Consider the following 17,969-nt stretch of genomic DNA (forward strand, 5'->3'; position numbering starts at 1 on the left):
GCCTGCTCGCGCTGGGGCCAGAAGCCGCAATAAAAATTACAGCCTCTTGTAAATAGAGAGGCAACCTCAGTATATGGCAGATTTTCACCCCGGCCCGACTGGCGCACAGTAACGCCATGAACACACTTGCAGACATCTACCAAAATCTCGGCCTGACCCTGTCCTTGCTGGTCATCGCTACCTTCATGCTGGCCGGCCTGATCAAAGGCATCATCGGCCTCGGCCTGCCCACCGTCGCCATGGGCCTGCTCGGTCTGGCTATGGCGCCCTCGCAGGCAGCCGCCTTGTTGATCATCCCGGCGACGCTGACCAACCTCTGGCAACTGGCATTCGGCGGACATTTAAAAGGCCTGATCAAACGCCTCTGGCCAATGCTCCTGACGATCTTCCTCGGCACCGGCATCGGCACCTTGTGGATCGGCATGGCCGGCGGACATTGGGTGGTGCGCGGACTCGGCGCGGCGTTGTTGCTGTATGCGCTGAGCGGCTTGTTGCTGCCGACACTCAGCGTAAACCCCCGCCATGAAGGCTGGCTTGGCCCGGTCTGCGGTTTGATCACCGGCATCATCACCGCTGCCACGGGCGTGTTCGTGATTCCGGCGGTGCCTTATCTACAGGCGCTGGGTTTGAGCCGTGACGAACTGGTGCAGGCGCTTGGCCTGTCGTTCACCGTCTCGACCCTGGCGCTGGCCGGCGGCCTGCTCTGGCGTGGCGCACTCGGCGGCGGTGAATTGAGCGCCTCGCTGCTGGCGCTGATTCCGGCGGTGCTGGGCATGTTGCTCGGCCAATGGCTGCGGCAACGCATCAGCGCTGTGTTGTTCAAGCGGGTGTTCTTCATTGGACTGGGCGCGCTCGGCGCCCATTTGCTGATCAGCGGTTAGCCGATGAATCGCTGAGCATCTCGATCGGGCGGATGTCGAAATCGCGCTCCAGATATTCCATGCGCTCGGCAAAAAATGCCTTCATGTGCGGCAGGTTCGAATGCACATCCAGATGCGCCTGGCTCGCCCAGATCTCGTAGAAGATGAACAGCGTCGGGTCTTCCTTGTCGCGCAGCATGTGGTATTCGATGCAGCCGGGCTCGGCGCGGCTCGGCTCAACATAGGCGCGGAACAGTGCTTCAAAAGCCGCGGATTTTTCCGGGCGGGTCTTGGCGTGCAGGATAAATCCCTGGCGTTCACTCATCTCGAATAGCTCCTCAAATGCAGATGGTCGCGCATGCTAGGGCAATAATCGGCATTCGATTCGTGCTTTTCAGTCAAATGTATTTTGCGCAATCACGGCTTATTCCGCGCGAGAAGGATCGTTAATCTGCCGCCATTCCAGTTTCCCTTCTCCACCCAGTCGAATGGCTGCGCCGAGGCTTTCTCATGAAAAAAGTATTGTTGCTCAATGGCGGTAAAAAATTCGCTCACTCCGACGGTCGCTACAACGCCACCCTGCATGAAGCGGCGCTCAGTGTGCTCGACCGTGGCGGGCTCGACGTCAAAACCACCTTTATCGACGAGGGTTACGACGTCGCGGAAGAAGTGGCCAAATTCCTTTGGGCCGACGTGATCATTTATCAGATGCCGGGCTGGTGGATGGGCGCGCCGTGGACAGTGAAAAAGTACCTTGATGAAGTCTTCACCGAAGGCCACGGCAGCCTCTACGCCAGCGATGGCCGCACCCGCTCCGATGCCTCGCAGAAATACGGCAGCGGCGGTCTGATTCAGGGCAAGCAATACATGCTGTCGCTGACCTGGAACGCACCGCAACAAGCCTTCGATGACCCGACGGATTTCTTCGAAGCCAAAGGTGTGGACGCGGTGTACTTCCCCTTCCACAAGGCCAATGAATTTTTGGGCATGACCGGGTTGCCGACCTTTTTGTGTGTGGACGTGATGAAACGCCCAAACATCGAAGGGGATGTGGCGCGTTACGAGCAGCATCTGACCGAGGTGTTTGACCTTAAGGCTTAAGTGATTTAGGGCTACTATCGGCGGTAACAGCGAAAGATCGCAGCCTGCGGCAGCTCCTGCAGCGTTCACATGTAGGAGCTGCCGCAGGCTGCGATCTTGGCGATCTCAAAGAGGACACCCGTGAAAGCCAGATCCGATGAGTTGCAGATTTTCGTCTGTGTGATCGAGTGCGGTTCCATTTCCGCCGCCGCCGAGCAGGTCGGGCAGACGCCGTCGGCGGTCAGTCGCACGTTGTCGAAGCTGGAAGCCAAGCTCGACACCACGCTGATCAACCGCACCACGCGGCGCATGGACCTGACCGAAGAGGGCAAGTACTTCTTCGAGCACGCCAAGCTGATTCTTGACCAGATGGACCAACTCGAAGAACGCCTGTCGTCACGCCAGCAAACCCCGTCCGGGCGCCTGCGCATCAACGCGGCCTCGCCATTTATGCTCCACGCGGTGGTTCCGTACATCGACGAATTCCGTCGTCTCTATCCGGACATCCAGCTCGAACTCAACAGCAATGACCTGATCATTGACCTGCTGGAACAAAGCACCGACATCGCCATCCGCATCGGCACCCTCGCCGATTCGACGCTGCACGCGCGTTCGCTCGGTTGCAGTCCGCTGCTGATCGTCGCCAGCCCTGCGTATCTGGAAAAACACGGCGCGCCGCAGCAAGTCGCTGACCTGGGCGAACACACCTTGCTCGGTTTCACTCAAAACGAAGGCCTCAACCAATGGCCGCTGCGCTACGTGCACGGCGACCGCTGGCCAATCACCCCGGCGATCAGTGCCTCCAGCGGCGAGACCGTGCGTCATCTGGCGCTGGAAGGGCAGGGCATCGCTTGCCTGTCGCACTTCATGACCATCGACGACATCCGTGCCGGCCGTTTGAAAGTCCTGCTCGGCGAATTCAACAGCGGTTATCGCCAGCCGATCAACGCGGTGTACTACCGTAACTCGCAATTGGCGCTGCGCATTCAGTGCTTCCTCGACTTCATCCAGAGCAAACTCGCCGCTTACGCCAGCGCCGATTTCAAGGGCTGATTCGTGACCTCTGCGCAAGAGTGAATTGGCCGAGGGCGGGTTTTTCCCTCGGGCTCACGGGCCGATACTCGTCCCATCACTTACTCACGCAGGGAGTTTCTCCATGAACGTATTCGTCACCGGCGCTGCCGGATTTATCGGCGGCTCGATCGCTACCGGTCTGGTTCAGGCCGGGCATAACGTTACCGGGCTGGTGCGCAGCGCCGAACAGGCTGCCGAGCTGCAAGCGCTGGGCATAACCCCGGTTATCGGCACTCTGGATGACAAAGCACTGCTCACCGAACAGGCCCGCGCCGCCGATGCGGTAATCAACGCCGCCAGCAGCGACCATCGCGGCGCCGTCGAAGCCTTGCTCGACGCGTTACGTGGGTCGAACAAAGTGTTCCTGCACACCAGCGGTTCGAGCATCGTTGGCGATGCGTCGGGCGGCAAGTCCAGTGACGTCATCTACTTTGAAGACAACCTGCCAGAACCGACCGTCGACAAGGCCGCACGCGTGGCCATCGACAACCTGATCCTCGCCGCGGCGAAGGACGGCGTGAATTCGGCAGTGATCTGCAACACGCTGATCTACGGCCACAGCCTGGGCGTCAATCGTGACAGCGTGCAACTGCCGCGACTGCTCAAACAGGCTCGCAAAAGCGGCGTGGTGCGCCACGTCGGCACCGGCCAGAACCTCTGGTCCAACGTACACATCGAAGACGTCGTCGCCCTGTATCTGCTGGCACTGACCAAAAACGTCCCGGGTACTTTCTACTTCGTCGAAAGCGGCGAAGCCTCGTTCATCGACATAACCACCGCCATGGCCGGAGCGCTGAACCTGGGCCAACCACAAGACTGGCCGCTGAAAGACGCCGAAGCCGAATGGGGCTACGAAATGGCCAACTACGGCCTCGGCTCCAACAGCCGAGTGCGCGGCAAACATGCGCGCGAACTGCTGGGCTGGGCGCCGAAGCGCACGTCAGTGGTTGAATGGATTCGTAACGAAATGGTGTGATTACTGTTTGAGCCCCGCCGGGCTTTGTTATCACTCTTTAGAGCGGCTGCCATCGGGCAGCCGTTTTCGTTTCGGGCTTTGCGCTTGTGTCACGCCAGACCTATGGTGCTCTGAACATTGCCAGTTCAGCAGGTACAAGGATGATTGACCGATATGAAGCAGAAGGGGCGCAAAGCAGCTTTCAGCCCGGCTCGAATGAGCAAGTGCTGAGCAATAAACTGGGAATTATCGAACCCGAAGACATGGATGATGCAGAGCTGGTTTTGTTGGAAAAGCTCTACCAGTCTGTGCTCATCGAGCATTTGCCTGATCGGTCAATCACTGTTCAGGATCTGAAGGATTGGCATCGACACTGGCTCGGGAATATCTATCCATGGGCGGGCGATGTCCGCGCGGTAAATTTGGGCAAGGATGGATTTTTCTTTGCTGCTGCGCCGCAAATTCCTCGATTGCTCGATGGATTTGAAAAGGACTGCCTGTCCAAATACACGCCATGTGGTCCCGATCTGGATGAGAACCTGATTCGCGCCATCGCTGTAACGCACGTCGAGTTCATCCTGATTCATCCCTTTCGCGAAGGTAATGGGCGCTTGTCGCGATTATTGGCGGATGTCATGGCCGTTCAGGCGGGCTACGTGCCGCTGGACTACAGCAGTTGGGAACGAAACAAAGAGGCTTATTTTGCAGCCATCAACCAAGGGCTGAACTGCAACTACGAACCCATGGAGTATTGGGTCCGGCAGGCAGTATGGACTTGAGGCGGAACTACTTGGCCAGGGACAAGTGCAGGAACTTACTGGACCTGAGTTTGAGTTTGCGCTCAATGGTTTCCACGCTTTGACCTGTCTCGATGGCTGTCGAACTGGCAACTGCGCGGATCAACGTTTCGGTTGTCAGTTTTTTTTTGGTACGAGGCGTGGGGCTCATGGCAGGTACTCCGGGAGGTTGTCAGGCGAGTATAGCGCTTGGCTGGATTTGAAAAACATGTCTATGGCTGGGCACCGAAGCGCACGTCGGTGGTTGAATGGATTCGTAACGAAATGGTGTGAGTCGTCCACCAGCTCCCACAGGTTTTGCGCATTCTGTCTGGAGGAATGCGATCAAAACTGTGGGAGCGAGCCTGCTCGCGAAAGCGGTTTTTCAGTCGATAGAGATGTTGAATGTGAAGCCGCCTTCGCGAGCAGGCTCGCTCCCACATTGGTTTCTCGTTCACCGAAAAGCCATGTAAATCCCTCCCCCTGATTTTCATTAATCACGACAAGACATGCCTGTTAGCGACACGCCTTACCTCTCCACGAAAATTACTTTCATGCGGTTTGAAATCTCGATCTCGAAATGATTTATGAGTTTCACAACCCATTCGAACGTGACCCTTTCGAGGAGTACCGCATGACGCCTTCCTTCGGCTATTGGCTGCTGGTCTATGCCGCCGTCGCCATCATCGCGCTGATCGTGTTGATCGCCCGTTACCGGCTCAACCCGTTCATCGTCATCACCCTGATTTCCATTGGTCTTGCGCTGGTCGCGGGGATGCCGCCGTCAGGTGTGGTGGGGGCGTATGAGGCCGGGGTGGGCAAGACGCTGGGACATATCGCGCTGGTGGTCGCGCTGGGGACGATGCTCGGCAAGATGATGGCCGAATCCGGCGGTGCCGAGCAGATGGCGCGCACGCTGATCGATAAATTCGGCGAGAAGAACGCGCACTGGGCGATGGTCTGCATCGCGTTTCTGGTTGGGCTGCCGTTGTTCTTCGAGGTCGGTTTCGTCTTGCTGGTGCCGATTGCGTTCACCGTGGCGCGACGCGTGGGTGTGTCGATTCTGATGGTCGGGTTGCCGATGGTCGCTGGCCTGTCGGTGGTGCATGCGCTGGTGCCGCCGCACCCGGCGGCGATGCTGGCGGTGCAGGCTTATCAGGCTTCAGTCGGGCAGACCTTGCTGTATGCGATTGCCATCGGCATTCCCACCGCGATCATTGCCGGGCCGCTGTACGCCAAATTCATCGTGCCGCGCATTCACTTGCCGGCGGATAACCCGCTGGAAAAACAATTCCTCGACCGCGAACCGCGCGACAAGCTGCCGGGTTTCGGCATCACCATGGCGACCATTCTGTTGCCGGTGGTATTAATGCTGATCGGTGGTTGGGCCAACCTGATTTCCACGCCGGGTGGCGGTTTCAACCAGTTTCTGTTGTTCATCGGCAACTCAGTGATTGCCTTGCTGCTGGCGACCTTGCTGAGTTTCTGGACGCTCGGCATCGCCCAGGGTTTCAACCGTGAATCGATCCTCAAGTTCACCAACGAATGCCTGGCACCCACCGCCAGCATCACCTTGCTGGTCGGTGCTGGTGGTGGTTTGAACCGGATTCTGGTCGACGCTGGCGTCACCGATCAGATCGTCGGCCTCGCTCATGAATTCCACCTGTCGCCGCTGATCATGGGCTGGCTGTTCGCCGCGCTGATGCGCATCGCCACAGGCTCGGCGACCGTGGCCATGACCACCGCGTCCGGCGTGGTCGCGCCGGTGGCCATTGGTCTGGGTTATCCACACCCTGAACTGTTGGTGCTGGCGACCGGCGCCGGCTCGGTTATCTTTTCCCACGTCAACGACGGCGGCTTCTGGTTGATCAAAGAATACTTCAACATGACGGTCGCGCAGACGTTCAAGACCTGGACCGTGCTCGAGACGCTTATCTCGGTAGTCGCGTTCGGCCTGACCGTCGGCCTTTCTTACTTGCTGTAACCGGAGCCTGCCGCCCATGGACATCCTCTACCAGATCCGCGCCCGCCAGGATTCCTTCAGCGCCGGCGAAGGCCGCATCGCCCGTTTGATGCTCGATGACGTCGGTTTTGCCGCGAGCGCCAGCCTCGAAGACCTCGCACAACGTGCCGAAGTCAGCACCGCCACGCTGTCGCGTTTTGCCCGTACGGTCGGCTGTCGCGACTTACGTGATCTGCGCCTGCAACTGGCTCAGGCCAGCGGCGTTGGCAGCCGTTTTCTCGACCCGGCGGGCACGCCAGAGCAGTCGGCGTTCTACGGGCAGATCGTCGGCGATATCGAAACCACGTTGCGTCAGCATCTGGCCGGTTTCGACGAATCACGTTTTGCCGATGCGGTGAAACTGCTCGGTCAGGCACGGATGATTCATGCCTTCGGCATGGGCGGTTGCTCGACGCTTTGCAGTGATGAATTGCAAGTGCGCCTGGTGCGCCTCGGCTATCCGATCGCGGTGTGCCATGACGCGGTGATGATGCGCGTCACCGCCGCCAGCCTCAACGCCGAACAAGTGGTGATTGTCTGTTCGCTGACCGGCATCACCCCGGAGCTTTTGGAAACTGTCGAACTCGCGCGCAACTACGGCGCACGTATTCTCGCCATCACCCGCGCCGATTCGCCGTTGGCGCAACTGGCCGACATCGTCCTGCCGCTGCAAGGCGCAGAAACTTCGTTCATCTACAAACCGACGGCGGCTCGCTACGGCATGCTGCTCGCCATCGACGTGCTGGCGACCGAGCTGGCGCTGGCCAATCCTGAAGACAATCAAGAACGTCTGCGGCGCATCAAACTCGCCCTCGACGAATACCGTGGCGGCGACGATCACCTGCCGCTGGGAGACTGACATGCTGTACGACACCCTGATTCGCAATGCCCTGATCATCGACGGCAGCAACACCCCCGGTTACTGCGCCGACGTGGCGATTCGCGCGGGCCGCATCGAGCGTATCGGTGACTTGCACGACGCCACGGCAACCGAAGAAATCGACGCCGCCGGCCGCGTGCTGGCGCCCGGTTTTATCGACGTGCACACCCACGACGACACGGTGGTGATTCGTCAGCCGGAGATGCTGCCAAAACTCAGCCAAGGCGTGACCACGGTGATTGTCGGCAACTGCGGGATCAGCGCTTCGCCCGTGACATTGAAGGGCAATCCGCCGGATCCGATGAACCTGCTCGGCACCGCGGCGGCGTTTGTTTATCCACGCTTCAGCGATTACCGCGCGGCGGTAGAAGCGGCCAATACCACTCTGAACGTGGCGGCACTGATCGGCCATACTGCGCTGCGCAGCAATCATCTCGATGACTTGTTCCGCACCGCGACGCCAGAAGAAATCGCCGCGATGCGCGAGCAGTTACGCGAAAGCCTTGAGGCCGGTGCGTTGGGTTTATCCACAGGTCTGGCGTACGCCAGCGCCTACAACGCTTCCACCGATGAAGTCATGCAACTGACTGAAGAACTGACAGCATTTGGCGCGGTGTATACCACGCATTTGCGCAGCGAATTCGCCCCGGTGCTGGAAGCAATGGACGAAGCTTTTCAAATCGGTCGCCACGCCAAATCACCGGTGATCATTTCCCACCTCAAGTGTGCAGGTGTGGGTAACTGGGGGCGCAGCCCTGAGCTCCTCGCTTCATTGGAAGAAGCCGCGAAAACCCACCCGGTCGGCTGCGATTGCTACCCGTATGCGGCGAGTTCTTCGACGCTGGATCTGAAGCAAGTCACCGACGCCCACCGCATCACCATCACCTGGTCGACACCGCACCCGCAAGTCAGCGGTCGCGACCTGATCGACATCGCTGCGGACTGGAATCTGCCGCTGCTTGATGCCGCGAAACGCTTGCAACCGGCGGGGGCTGTTTACTACGGCATGGACGAGGCGGATGTACGAAGAATCCTCGCTCATCCGCTTTCGATGGTCGGTTCTGACGGACTGCCGGAAGATCCGTTCCCGCATCCACGCTTGTGGGGCGCGTTCCCACGGGTGTTGGGCCATTTCAGTCGTGATGTCGGGCTGTTTCCGCTGCACACCGCCGTGCACAAGATGACTGGGCTGTCGGCGGCGCGATTTGGTTTGAAGGAGCGCGGCGAGATTCGTGAAGGCTATTGGGCGGATCTGGTGTTGTTCGATCCGGCGACCGTGCGTGATGTCGCCGATTTCAATGATCCGCAAAGAGCGGCGCAGGGCATTGACGGGGTTTGGGTTAATGGCGTGTTGAGTTACCGCGACGGGCAGGCAAATGGGCGCAGGGAAGGGCGGTTTCTGGCGCGCGAAGGTGATTTGCGCGAAGGTTTTCATTGAGCGCAATGTCCCTGTAGGAGCTGCCGCAGGCTGCGATCTTTTGATCCATGTCTCATAGTGGCACTCTGCGATTAAAGAAAGCCAGCAACAAGCCGAAGTGCTGACATCCAGCCCAACTACACTGTCGGGCCAACCAGTCAGGGAGCACCCCATGAGCTTCGGTAAAACCACCCCGATCCTGCGGATCTTCGATGAAGCCAAGGCCGTAGAATTCTACGTCGACTTCCTTGGCTTCAAGATCGACTGGCAGCACCGTTTCGAAGCGAATTTCCCGTTGTATCTGCAGGTGTCTCGCGGTGAGTGCGTGTTGCATCTGTCCGAACATCACGGCGATGCGAGCCCGGGTTCGGCGTTGCGCATCGAGACGGATGAGCTGGAGGTGTTTCAGCAGCAATTGATCGCCAAGGACTACAAGTTCTCGCATCCGCAGATTCAGGCCATGCCGTGGGGGAGTCAGGACATGACGATTGCCGATCCGTTTGGCAATCGGTTGGTGTTTACCAATGCGATTAGCCTCTAGAACGAAAAGCCCCTCACCCTAGCCCTCCCGAAACGTCGGACCGCCCGGAGGGAGAGGGGACCGATCCGGGGATGCTTGAGAGATACACCAACCTGAACCAGCTCGGTCGAATCCATAATCGACTCGGTCATTCAGGTCGATGTATAGCGCCAGACACCTCGGTCGGCCCCCTCTCCCTCGGGAGAGGGCTGGGGTGAGGGGAACATGACACACCGCAAAAAGAAGCCCGCCATCCAACCCTTCCTGTTGGGCCGCGGGCTCTTGCGTTACTCGGTCGGCACTAACTGGTCCAGCACGCGATTGACCGCCATTTCCGCCACCATCACCACTTGCGCGATGCCTTGCAGGGTCTTGCGGTGCGGTGCCTTCAACCTGCGCGGCATGGTTGTTGAGCATGACCGTCTCCGAACCCAGGGTTTCGCTGGCGTCGGTCAGCAGGGATTCGGTGTTCGCCGCGGGGTTGGCCATGTACAGCGTGTTGGGCGAATAGGGCGTGGCCATGAGGTCGCCGTTCGTCGGCATGCTCAGGGCGCACAAGCCGGCGGATTCTGGCGCAGGCGTAGGTTACGGCGCAAGGATTTGTGGGGTGTTTCGCGTAACGCTGAGTGTCTTTAAACACCTGTGGTGCGGGATGTTTATTGCGCTCAAGTATCGAAGATTTACCTGTAGGAATCGGTTGCTGCCACTGACGCCATCGCTGGCAAGCCAGCTCCCACAGGTTTATGTGCAAGTAATAGATTTTGTGGACGACTCGGACACTGTGGGAGCTGGCTTGCCAGCGAAGGGGCCAGAACAATCAACCCCGATGCATCTGCCGAAACTCCCCCGGCGGCATCCCGCGTCGGCTCTTGAACGTACGGTGAAACGACCTCGGTTCGGTAAACCCCAGATACTGCGCAATGTCCTGAATCGGCAACGTACTGTTGAGCAAATAATGCTCCGCCAGCTCCTGGCGCAAATCATCGAGAATCTGCTGATACGACGTCCCCGCCTGATGCAACTGCCGCTGCAACGTTCGCACCGAAACGCTCAACTGTTCGGCCACCTGCTCCTTGCGTGGCAAGCCTTCCTTGAGCAACTGCCGCAGGATGTTCTTCACCTGCTGCTCCAGCGACGCATCCTCCAGCGTTGCCATCAACCCCAGCGCATGTTCCTCCAGCGTGCGCAGCAACTGCGCATCCGCCTGACGCAACGGCAACTGCAAATAAGCCAGCGGCACGATCAACGCCGAATACGCCTGATCAAACACCACCGGGCAATCGAAAAACGCTTCGTACTGCGCCGGCGTAGCCTCGGCCGGGCACGAATGTTCGAGCCAGACCCCGGCCGGCGACATCTGTGTATCGGCGATCCAGCGTGCATATTGCAGCCATGAACCGAGTACGTTTTCCACCAGGTGCCGACGAATCCGTGGACGCTGATAACGGCACGTCCAGATCAGATGCACATGGCCATCCAGCACCTCGGCGCGGCTGACGCCCATGTCGCCGACCAGTTTTTCGAACGGCATGATCCGGCTCATCGCATCGCCCAGCGTCGCGCAGTTCATGGTGATGTAACCGAGCACGCTCCACGAATTGGGCAGGACGAAATTCGCCGCGTTGAGCCCGAACAACGGATCGCCCGAGTGTTCGCAGAAATAATCCAGCAACCGTTCATGCGCCTCACCGGGCAAACGCAGGGTGTTGTCGCTCAACTGCTGCGCCTGCAAACCCGCCGCCGCCAATGCAGGCTCGATGACCATGCCCAGTTGTTCGGCATGGCGCAGGTATTTGAGCAGCGGCGGAACTGAGGTGAAGCCGAGCGATTGCATGATCCCTTCCTTTGATCGACGGCCGCGTGGGCGGATGAATGCCTGAAAGGTAATTTGAAACCCCGACTAAAGTAAATGGCTGACGCTTGCGCGACGTTTGACTCAATTGGCTACACGAACTGGCCGGATGCGACCGTGACACTTTGCGGCCGCTGGCTAGTATGGGGGCCTGAAATATCACTGATCTGACGGTTAGAAGGACACACGCATGCGACGCTGGAACGGCTGGGGAGATGCAACCACGGTGGTCGAACTGCCGGCCCAGGGCGCGGAGTTTCTTCATGAGCGACTGGGCGAGGGGCGCGCGCTGCCCGATTCGACCCTTGAAGCCGCATTGGCGCGTGTGCCGGCCTCGCGGTTGTCGGCGCACACGTTGTACAGCATCGATGCCCACGACCGTTTGCTGCATGCCCGAGGCCAGAGCCTGCCGGACTGGCTGGCGTTGCGCGAAGGTGCGCTGGGCAATTATCCCGATGCGGTGGCGTTTCCCGAGACCGCTGAGCATATTCGCCAATTGCTGGCGCTCGCTCACGAACAGGACTCGTGCCTGATCCCTTATGGCGGCGGTACATCGGAGGCCGGGCACATCAATCCGCCGGATTCGGCGCGGCCCGTGGAGACGGTGTCGCTGGCGCGGATGAATCGCCTGATCGACCTCGACGAACAGAGCCTGCTGGCGACGTTTGGTCCCGGTGCGAGTGGCCCGCAGGTGGAAAGTCAGCTGCGTGCGCGGGGCTACACGCTGGGGCATTTTCCGCAGTCGTGGGAGTTGTCGACATTGGGCGGCTGGGTGGCCAGTCGTTCCAGTGGTCAGCAGTCGTTGCGCTATGGCCGGATCGAGCAATTATTTGCTGGCGGGACGCTGGAAACCTTTGCCGGGCCTTTGGAAATTCCAACGTTCCCGGCCTCAGCGGCGGGTCCTGATCTGCGCGAAGTGGTGCTCGGTTGCGAGGGCCGTTTCGGAATCATTTCCGAGGTGAAAGTACGCGTCAGTGCACTGCCCGCCGATGAACGTTTCTACGGCGTTTTTCTCCCCGACTGGCCGCAGGCTCTCAGAGCCATTCGCCAATTGGCCCAGGCACGCGTGCCGCTGTCGATGCTGCGTTTATCCAACGCCGTGGAAACCGAAACGCAACTGGCACTGGCCGGTCATCCGCAACAAATCGCCTGGCTGGAAAAGTATCTGAAGCTAAGGGGGGCGGCAGAGGGCAAGTGCCTGCTGACCTTCGGCGTCACCGGCAATCGCCGGCAAAACGCGCTGTCGCTAAAACAGGCGAGACATCACCTGAAATCGTTCGGCGGCGTATTCACCGGCACCTTGCTCGGCAAGAAATGGGCGCAGAACCGCTTCCGTTTCCCTTACTTGCGCGAGAACCTGTGGAACGCCGGTTACGTGGTCGACACCCTCGAAACCGCCACCGACTGGAGCAACGTCGACAACCTGCTCAACCTCATCGAAGCCAGCCTGCGCGAGGCCTTGGCCGCCGAGGGCGAGCGCGTGCATGTCTTCACCCATTTGTCCCATGTCTACGGTGAAGGTTCGAGCATCTACACCACTTACGTGTTTCGCCCGGCCGCTGACTATCCGGCGACGCTGGCGCGCTGGAAAGCGCTCAAACACGCGGCCAGCCAGACCATTGTCGACAACCACGGCACCATCAGCCATCAGCACGGCGTCGGCAAGGATCACGCGCTGTACCTGTTGCGCGAGAAGGGCGCGCTGGCGATGGATACCTTGCAGGCGCTGAGCAAACACTTCGATCCGGCCGGGCGCCTCAACCCCGGCACGCTGTTGCCGGAGTGACGGCCATGAGTCAGGACTGGAACGCCGCGTGGCGCCAGCAGATTCTGCCAACACTGGCGGATGAAACCTGGGATCTGATCGTTATCGGTGGCGGCATCAGCGGCGCCGGGATTTTGCGTGAAGCGGCGCGTCGCGGCTGGCGCTGCCTGTTGCTGGAACAGCGCGACTTTGCTTGGGGCACCTCCAGCCGATCATCGAAAATGGTCCATGGCGGTTTGCGTTATATCGCCAAGGGCCAGTGGCGTCTGACCCGCGATTCGGTGCGCGAGCGTCAGCGCTTGCTCGACGAAGCGCCGGGGCTGGTCGAGCCGATGAGTTTCCTGATGCCGCACTATCGCGGCGGCTTTCCCGGGCCTCGGGTGTTGGGTGGTTTGCTGAGCGTTTACGACGCCTTGGCGGGACGGCGCAGCCATCGTTTTCATGATGCACAACAGCTTCGATATCTGGCGCCGGGCGTGAAGGAAAGTGACTTGCTCGGCGGCACCAGTTTTGTCGATGCGCTGACCGATGATGCGCGACTGGTGATGCGTGTGTTGAGCGAGGCGCGGGCGGATGGTGCTGTGGTGGTTAACAGCGTTCGTGTCGAGCATTTGCTGCGAGAAAACGGACGGGTGTGCGGCGTTCAGATCGAAGATTGCGAAGCCGGCGCGACCCTGCAAATGCGTTGTGGTGTGCTCGCTGTGGCCACTGGCGCGTGGGCTGAGCGCTTGCGGCCGACTGAGGCACCACGGCAATTACGCCCATTGCGCGGCAGTCATTTATTGCTGCCGGGTTGGCGTTTGCCGGTGGCGCAGGCGTTCACGTTTCTGCATGAGCGCGACCGGCGACCGGTGTTTGTTTTCCCTTGGGAAGGCGCGACGGTGGTGGGCACCACGGATCTTGATCATCGCGAGGATCTAGATCAGAGCGCGAGTATTAGCGGCGAGGAACTCGACTATCTACTGGCGGCCTGCATACAACAATTCCCCGGCGCTGAAGTGACGGCGAATGATGTGCTGTCGACCTGGTCCGGCGTGCGTCCGGTGGTCGGCAGCGCAGCGGTTAATCATCAAGACAAACCCTCGAACGAAACCCGCGAGCATGTGCTGTGGCAGGAGTCCGGTTGCGTGACTCTGGCCGGCGGTAAACTGACTACGTTTCGCCCGCAAGCCATCGAAGTGCTCAAGGCCTGCGCGGACATGCTCGAACGTCCCTTCGTCGACGATGCCGCGCCGGTGTTTGCCGCCGTACCTGCGCTGGCGATTGCAGAATTGAGCAACCAGCAATGGCGACGACTGGCCGGAAGGCATGGCCGAAACCTGCCGAGGCTGGCGCAACTGATCAACGATATCGGCCACGAAAAGGTTGGCGCCACGGACACCTTATGGGCAGAACTGGCCTTCGCCTGCGAAGCGGAAATGGTCTTGCACCTCGACGATCTGCTCCTGCGCCGCACGCGTCTCGGTCTGCTGTTACCGCGCGGTGGCGAAGAGTATTTCGCCGCCATTCGCCAACTCTGCCAGTCACGACTGGCCTGGAACGACGACCACTGGCAGCACGAAGAACAGCGTTATCGGGCGTTGTGGCAACGCCATCACGGTCTGCCGGATGCCACGCCTTGATGCCCCTTGAAGAGAGCTCCATGGATAACCACCCGAACAAGCGTTACCTGCTGGCGATCGACAACGGCACCCAGAGCGTGCGCGCGCTGCTCTTCGATCTGCAGGGCAATCTGCTTGGCAAAGGCAAGGTTGAACTGCAGGCGTATTACTCGACGCAACCGGGCTGGGCTGAGCAGGATCCGCAATATTACTGGGCGAAGCTCGGCGAGGCGTGTCAGCAAGTCTGGGCGCAGACCGGCATTGATCGCTCGCAAATTGCCGGCGTTTCCCTGACCACTCAGCGCGGCACGGTGATCAATGTCGATGCCGAGGGCAAGCCATTGCGCCCGGCGATTCTGTGGCTCGATCAACGTCAGAGTGAAGTCGAGGGCGGGATCAAAGGGCCATGGGGCTGGTTGTTCAAACTGGTCGGCGCGCAAGGCACCGTGGATTATTTTCGCGCCCAGGCTGAGGCTAACTGGATAGCAAAATATCAGCCTGACGTGTGGGCGGCGACCGACAAGTTTTTACTGCTGTCGGGGTTTCTTACCCATCGACTCTGCGGGCGTTTTGTCGACTCCGTAGGGTGCTGCGTCGGCTACCTGCCGTTCGACTTCAAACGCCTGAAATGGGCTGCACCGAGTGACTGGAAATGGCAGGCGTTGGCGGTGCGTCCCGAGCAATTGCCTACCTTGCACAAACCCGGTGAAACCCTCGGCTACATCACTGCTGAAGCCGCTCGCCACACCGGCATTCCCGAAGGCTTGCCGCTGATCGCTGCTGGCGCCGACAAGGCCTGCGAAGTGGTCGGTGCCGGCGTGGTCGATGCGGGTACGGTGTGTCTGTCTTACGGCACCACGGCGACGATCACCAGCACCCGTTCGCGCTATCTGGAAATCGTCCCGTTGATTCCGCCGTATCCGTCAGCGGTGCCGGATCAGTTCAACTGCGAGGTGATGATTTATCGCGGTTACTGGATGGTCAGTTGGTTCAAGAACGAGTTCGGTTTGCGTGAAATGCAGCAGGCCAAAGAGCAGGGCATCGAGCCGGAGCAGTTGTTCGATGCGCTGGTCGATGCGGTTCCACCGGGATCGATGGGTTTGATGCTGCAGCCGTACTGGTCGCCGGGGATTCGTGAACCGGGAGTCGAGGCGAAAGGCGCGATGATCGGCTTCGGCGATGTGCACACCCGCGCGCATATTTACCGGGCGATTCTTGAAGGGTTGGCGTATGCGTTGCGCCAGGGCATGGAGAATATCGAGCGGCGTTCGAAGGTGTCGGTCGAGCGTTTGCGCGTGGCCGGTGGCGGTTCGCAGAGCGATGCGGCGATGCAGCTTACGGCGAATATTTTCGGTTTGCCGGCGGAGCGTCCGCATGTGTATGAAGCGTCGGGTCTGGGCGCGGCGATTTGTTGTGCGGTGGGGTTGGGATTGCATGCGGATTTTCCTACGGCCATCGCGGCGATGACCCGCGTCGGCGCGGTGTTCACCCCGCAGCCCGAAGCGCAGAAGATCTACCAGCAACTGTACAAAGAGGTCTACCTGCGCATGTACCGCCAACTCAAACCGCTGTATCAAAGCATCCGCAAAATCACCGGCTATCCCGTTTAGCTGACCACCACAAATCCCCTGTAGGAGTGAGCCTGCTCGCGATAGCGGAGGGTCAGCCAACATCTATCTGACTGACACACCGCTATCGCGAGCAGGCTCACTCCTACAGGGGGCGGTGGTGTTTTTGATATCGGGTATATGGCGCCATCGGAGAACTTTTCTGGTGAGATCGGACAGTGTCAGCGGCGGGGTCGGTTGTTAGGCTCCTCCCCCCCCGCCCCGCCCATAAGAACCACAAGCAATGAAGCTGACCCTCCTCCCGTTGCTGCTTTGTGCCACCGCCCCCCGCGCCGGGGGCTGGTCGAACCATACGGTGGGCAGCTATCTGGCATTGCAGGAACTGCCGGCGTTGCGCGATGCGCCACCGGTGGAAGTCGAGCCGCTGGAAACCTTTCTTGCGCAGCAATACGAGGCCGTGAGTGCACTGCTGGAGGAACAGGAAACCTTCGCCCGCGAGCACTTCGCCAAATATCCACCACGCCCCGACGCGCTGAAATTACCCGGCTCGCCGAGTGACAATCTGCGCCACGACTTCCTTACCGCGTTGCGCATCAATCCGCAGATTCATCTGGCGATGATCATCCAGCCATTGCCCGGTAAAGACCTGCCCGAACGTGAGCATTTGCAGGCCAATCAAGTCATGGTCGAGCAAACCCTTTCGCCGTGGAATCGCCAGCGCTTCATCGTTGTCGCCGAGCACGAAAAAGTCCCACCTGTTGCGGTGCTCGCCAGTGCTGCAGACGAGCCGGATTACGGCCACGACATCAATCTGTTCAGCGACAACCCTGGCGAGGTCGGCGCGCTCTACGGCTTCGGCCCGCAACCGTTCGGCGATGAGCGGTTTCAATACAGTTCTCAAGCGCCGTTCCACATGGGCTTTTTCCATGAAAGCCCTGTGGTGTACGCCGCTGCCGGTTTCCTCGAACGCAGTTGGCCGGATTGGCGCGCGTATCAATACATGGGTCTGGCGCGATTGGCGTTTGCCAGCGGTCATCCGTATTGGGGTTATCGCTTTCTTGGCTGGGGCCTGCACCACATTCAGGACCTGACTCAGCCGTATCACGCCAAGCCGTTGCCCGGCGTCGACCTCGCCAGTCTTTTGCTGCTGGAAGGCAAGGCCATCGCCGGTTTCGCTGAGGACAAACAAGCCTCCATTGAGCGCGTCGCCACGCGGCACATGGAAGTGGAGAAGTACCAGTCGATCTGGCTGCGGCGCTTGCTGCGCGCCGGTCTGCCGCATCCGATGCTCGACGCTTACGCCGATGTGGCTCAGGACAAACGCTATCCGCCGTACTCGGTGGACTACCTGCGTGAAGTGGTCAGCGCCGAGTCGGTCGACGATTCCGCAGCTTTCGACGAGGCCATCGGCCAGTGGCTTGCAACGGCGCCAGCGACCAGTGATTTCAGCAGCGGCAATCAGCTGCAACGGGAAAGTTTCGACCATCCGGCGCTCAATCAGCAGCTGTTCAAATTGCTCGGCCATTTCGGCGCGCACAGCCGGATTTACGTCAGCGCGGGATTGGCACCCTAGCCCTCGCGGCAGGACAAAAAAACAATAAAAAACAGGGAAGGAGGAA

The 17,969-nt window shown here is 59.8% G+C and carries 15 protein-coding genes and 1 pseudogene; 13 read left to right on the forward strand and 3 right to left on the reverse strand.

Annotated features, from left to right (window positions below):
• Positions 1-116 precede the first annotated feature (116 nt).
• Entirely contained in the window at positions 117-881 is a 765-nt protein-coding gene (locus AK821_RS01590; RefSeq protein ID WP_064387837.1) for a sulfite exporter TauE/SafE family protein, read from the forward strand.
• Here the strand turns inward: AK821_RS01590 and AK821_RS01595 are convergent.
• Positions 871-1,185, reverse strand: a complete 315-nt coding sequence (locus AK821_RS01595; RefSeq protein WP_064387838.1) for a putative quinol monooxygenase — start codon at positions 1,183-1,185, stop codon at positions 871-873. The genes AK821_RS01590 and AK821_RS01595 overlap by 11 nt on opposite strands.
• A 185-nt stretch (positions 1,186-1,370) precedes the next feature.
• Between AK821_RS01595 and AK821_RS01600 the strand changes: the two genes are divergently transcribed.
• The 8 genes from AK821_RS01600 to AK821_RS01635 all read left to right on the forward strand — a co-directional run bounded on the left by AK821_RS01600 (position 1,371) and on the right by AK821_RS01635 (position 9,585).
• Positions 1,371-1,961, forward strand: coding sequence for an NAD(P)H-dependent oxidoreductase (locus AK821_RS01600; protein ID WP_064387839.1), 591 nt, complete (start codon positions 1,371-1,373; stop codon positions 1,959-1,961).
• A gap of 120 nt (positions 1,962-2,081) precedes the next feature.
• Positions 2,082-2,993 (forward strand): LysR family transcriptional regulator, encoded by a 912-nt coding sequence (locus AK821_RS01605; RefSeq protein WP_064387840.1) that lies wholly within the window; start codon positions 2,082-2,084, stop codon positions 2,991-2,993.
• Between the two features lie 103 nt (positions 2,994-3,096).
• The gene (locus AK821_RS01610; RefSeq protein ID WP_064387841.1) at positions 3,097-3,990 is read left to right on the forward strand and encodes an NAD-dependent epimerase/dehydratase family protein; all 894 of its coding nucleotides are present in this window, start codon (positions 3,097-3,099) and stop codon (positions 3,988-3,990) included.
• Positions 3,991-4,130: 140 nt separating this feature from the next.
• On the forward strand, positions 4,131-4,748 hold the full coding sequence (locus AK821_RS01615) for a Fic/DOC family protein (protein ID WP_064387842.1): 618 nt from the start codon (positions 4,131-4,133) through the stop codon (positions 4,746-4,748).
• A 631-nt stretch (positions 4,749-5,379) separates the two neighbouring features.
• On the forward strand, positions 5,380-6,729 hold the full coding sequence (locus AK821_RS01620) for a GntP family permease (protein ID WP_064387937.1): 1,350 nt from the start codon (positions 5,380-5,382) through the stop codon (positions 6,727-6,729).
• A gap of 16 nt (positions 6,730-6,745) precedes the next feature.
• Positions 6,746-7,606 (forward strand): MurR/RpiR family transcriptional regulator, encoded by an 861-nt coding sequence (locus tag AK821_RS01625; protein ID WP_064387843.1) that lies wholly within the window; start codon positions 6,746-6,748, stop codon positions 7,604-7,606.
• A gap of 1 nt (position 7,607) precedes the next feature.
• Complete coding sequence (locus AK821_RS01630; protein ID WP_064387844.1) at positions 7,608-9,065, forward strand: N-acyl-D-amino-acid deacylase family protein; 1,458 nt, start codon at positions 7,608-7,610, stop codon at positions 9,063-9,065.
• A gap of 151 nt (positions 9,066-9,216) precedes the next feature.
• A complete protein-coding gene (locus AK821_RS01635; protein ID WP_064387845.1) occupies positions 9,217-9,585 on the forward strand; it encodes a glyoxalase superfamily protein in 369 nt (122 codons plus the stop codon).
• Between the two features lie 266 nt (positions 9,586-9,851).
• Here the strand turns inward: AK821_RS01635 and AK821_RS01640 are convergent.
• Positions 9,852-10,089: pseudogene (locus AK821_RS01640) on the reverse strand (DUF6124 family protein); the annotation flags it as partial.
• Between the two features lie 292 nt (positions 10,090-10,381).
• Positions 10,382-11,398 carry an AraC family transcriptional regulator GliR gene (gene gliR / locus AK821_RS01645; protein ID WP_064387846.1) on the reverse strand — a complete coding sequence of 339 codons (1,017 nt, stop codon included), beginning with the start codon at positions 11,396-11,398 and terminating at the stop codon, positions 10,382-10,384.
• A gap of 208 nt (positions 11,399-11,606) precedes the next feature.
• Between gliR and AK821_RS01650 the strand changes: the two genes are divergently transcribed.
• The 4 genes from AK821_RS01650 to AK821_RS01665 all read left to right on the forward strand — a co-directional run bounded on the left by AK821_RS01650 (position 11,607) and on the right by AK821_RS01665 (position 17,923).
• Positions 11,607-13,202, forward strand: coding sequence for an FAD-binding oxidoreductase (locus tag AK821_RS01650; protein WP_064387847.1), 1,596 nt, complete (start codon positions 11,607-11,609; stop codon positions 13,200-13,202).
• A 5-nt stretch (positions 13,203-13,207) separates the two neighbouring features.
• The gene (locus tag AK821_RS01655) at positions 13,208-14,803 is read left to right on the forward strand and encodes a glycerol-3-phosphate dehydrogenase/oxidase (RefSeq protein ID WP_064387848.1); all 1,596 of its coding nucleotides are present in this window, start codon (positions 13,208-13,210) and stop codon (positions 14,801-14,803) included.
• Positions 14,804-14,823: 20 nt separating this feature from the next.
• Positions 14,824-16,392, forward strand: coding sequence for an FGGY-family carbohydrate kinase (locus AK821_RS01660; protein ID WP_064387849.1), 1,569 nt, complete (start codon positions 14,824-14,826; stop codon positions 16,390-16,392).
• 241 nt (positions 16,393-16,633) lie between these two features.
• Positions 16,634-17,923 (forward strand): phospholipase, encoded by a 1,290-nt coding sequence (locus AK821_RS01665; protein ID WP_064387850.1) that lies wholly within the window; start codon positions 16,634-16,636, stop codon positions 17,921-17,923.
• Positions 17,924-17,969 lie beyond the last annotated feature (46 nt).

This window comes from Pseudomonas sp. RIT-PI-r, from assembly GCF_001297015.1.
GTDB lineage: Bacteria > Pseudomonadota > Gammaproteobacteria > Pseudomonadales > Pseudomonadaceae > Aquipseudomonas.

What these genes read in the sequence shown, in the direction of transcription:
- AK821_RS01590 (WP_064387837.1), top strand. Translation starts at nt 117, where the DNA reads ATGAACACACTTGCAGACATCTACCAAAATCTCGGCCTGACCCTGTCC.
- AK821_RS01595 (WP_064387838.1), bottom strand. Translation starts at nt 1,185, where the DNA reads ATGAGTGAACGCCAGGGATTTATCCTGCACGCCAAGACCCGCCCGGAA.
- AK821_RS01600 (WP_064387839.1), top strand. Translation starts at nt 1,371, where the DNA reads ATGAAAAAAGTATTGTTGCTCAATGGCGGTAAAAAATTCGCTCACTCC.
- AK821_RS01610 (WP_064387841.1), top strand. Translation starts at nt 3,097, where the DNA reads ATGAACGTATTCGTCACCGGCGCTGCCGGATTTATCGGCGGCTCGATC.
- AK821_RS01615 (WP_064387842.1), top strand. Translation starts at nt 4,131, where the DNA reads ATGATTGACCGATATGAAGCAGAAGGGGCGCAAAGCAGCTTTCAGCCC.
- AK821_RS01620 (WP_064387937.1), top strand. Translation starts at nt 5,380, where the DNA reads ATGACGCCTTCCTTCGGCTATTGGCTGCTGGTCTATGCCGCCGTCGCC.
- AK821_RS01625 (WP_064387843.1), top strand. Translation starts at nt 6,746, where the DNA reads ATGGACATCCTCTACCAGATCCGCGCCCGCCAGGATTCCTTCAGCGCC.
- AK821_RS01630 (WP_064387844.1), top strand. Translation starts at nt 7,608, where the DNA reads ATGCTGTACGACACCCTGATTCGCAATGCCCTGATCATCGACGGCAGC.
- AK821_RS01635 (WP_064387845.1), top strand. Translation starts at nt 9,217, where the DNA reads ATGAGCTTCGGTAAAACCACCCCGATCCTGCGGATCTTCGATGAAGCC.
- gliR (WP_064387846.1), bottom strand. Translation starts at nt 11,398, where the DNA reads ATGCAATCGCTCGGCTTCACCTCAGTTCCGCCGCTGCTCAAATACCTG.
- AK821_RS01650 (WP_064387847.1), top strand. Translation starts at nt 11,607, where the DNA reads ATGCGACGCTGGAACGGCTGGGGAGATGCAACCACGGTGGTCGAACTG.
- AK821_RS01655 (WP_064387848.1), top strand. Translation starts at nt 13,208, where the DNA reads ATGAGTCAGGACTGGAACGCCGCGTGGCGCCAGCAGATTCTGCCAACA.
- AK821_RS01660 (WP_064387849.1), top strand. Translation starts at nt 14,824, where the DNA reads ATGGATAACCACCCGAACAAGCGTTACCTGCTGGCGATCGACAACGGC.
- AK821_RS01665 (WP_064387850.1), top strand. Translation starts at nt 16,634, where the DNA reads ATGAAGCTGACCCTCCTCCCGTTGCTGCTTTGTGCCACCGCCCCCCGC.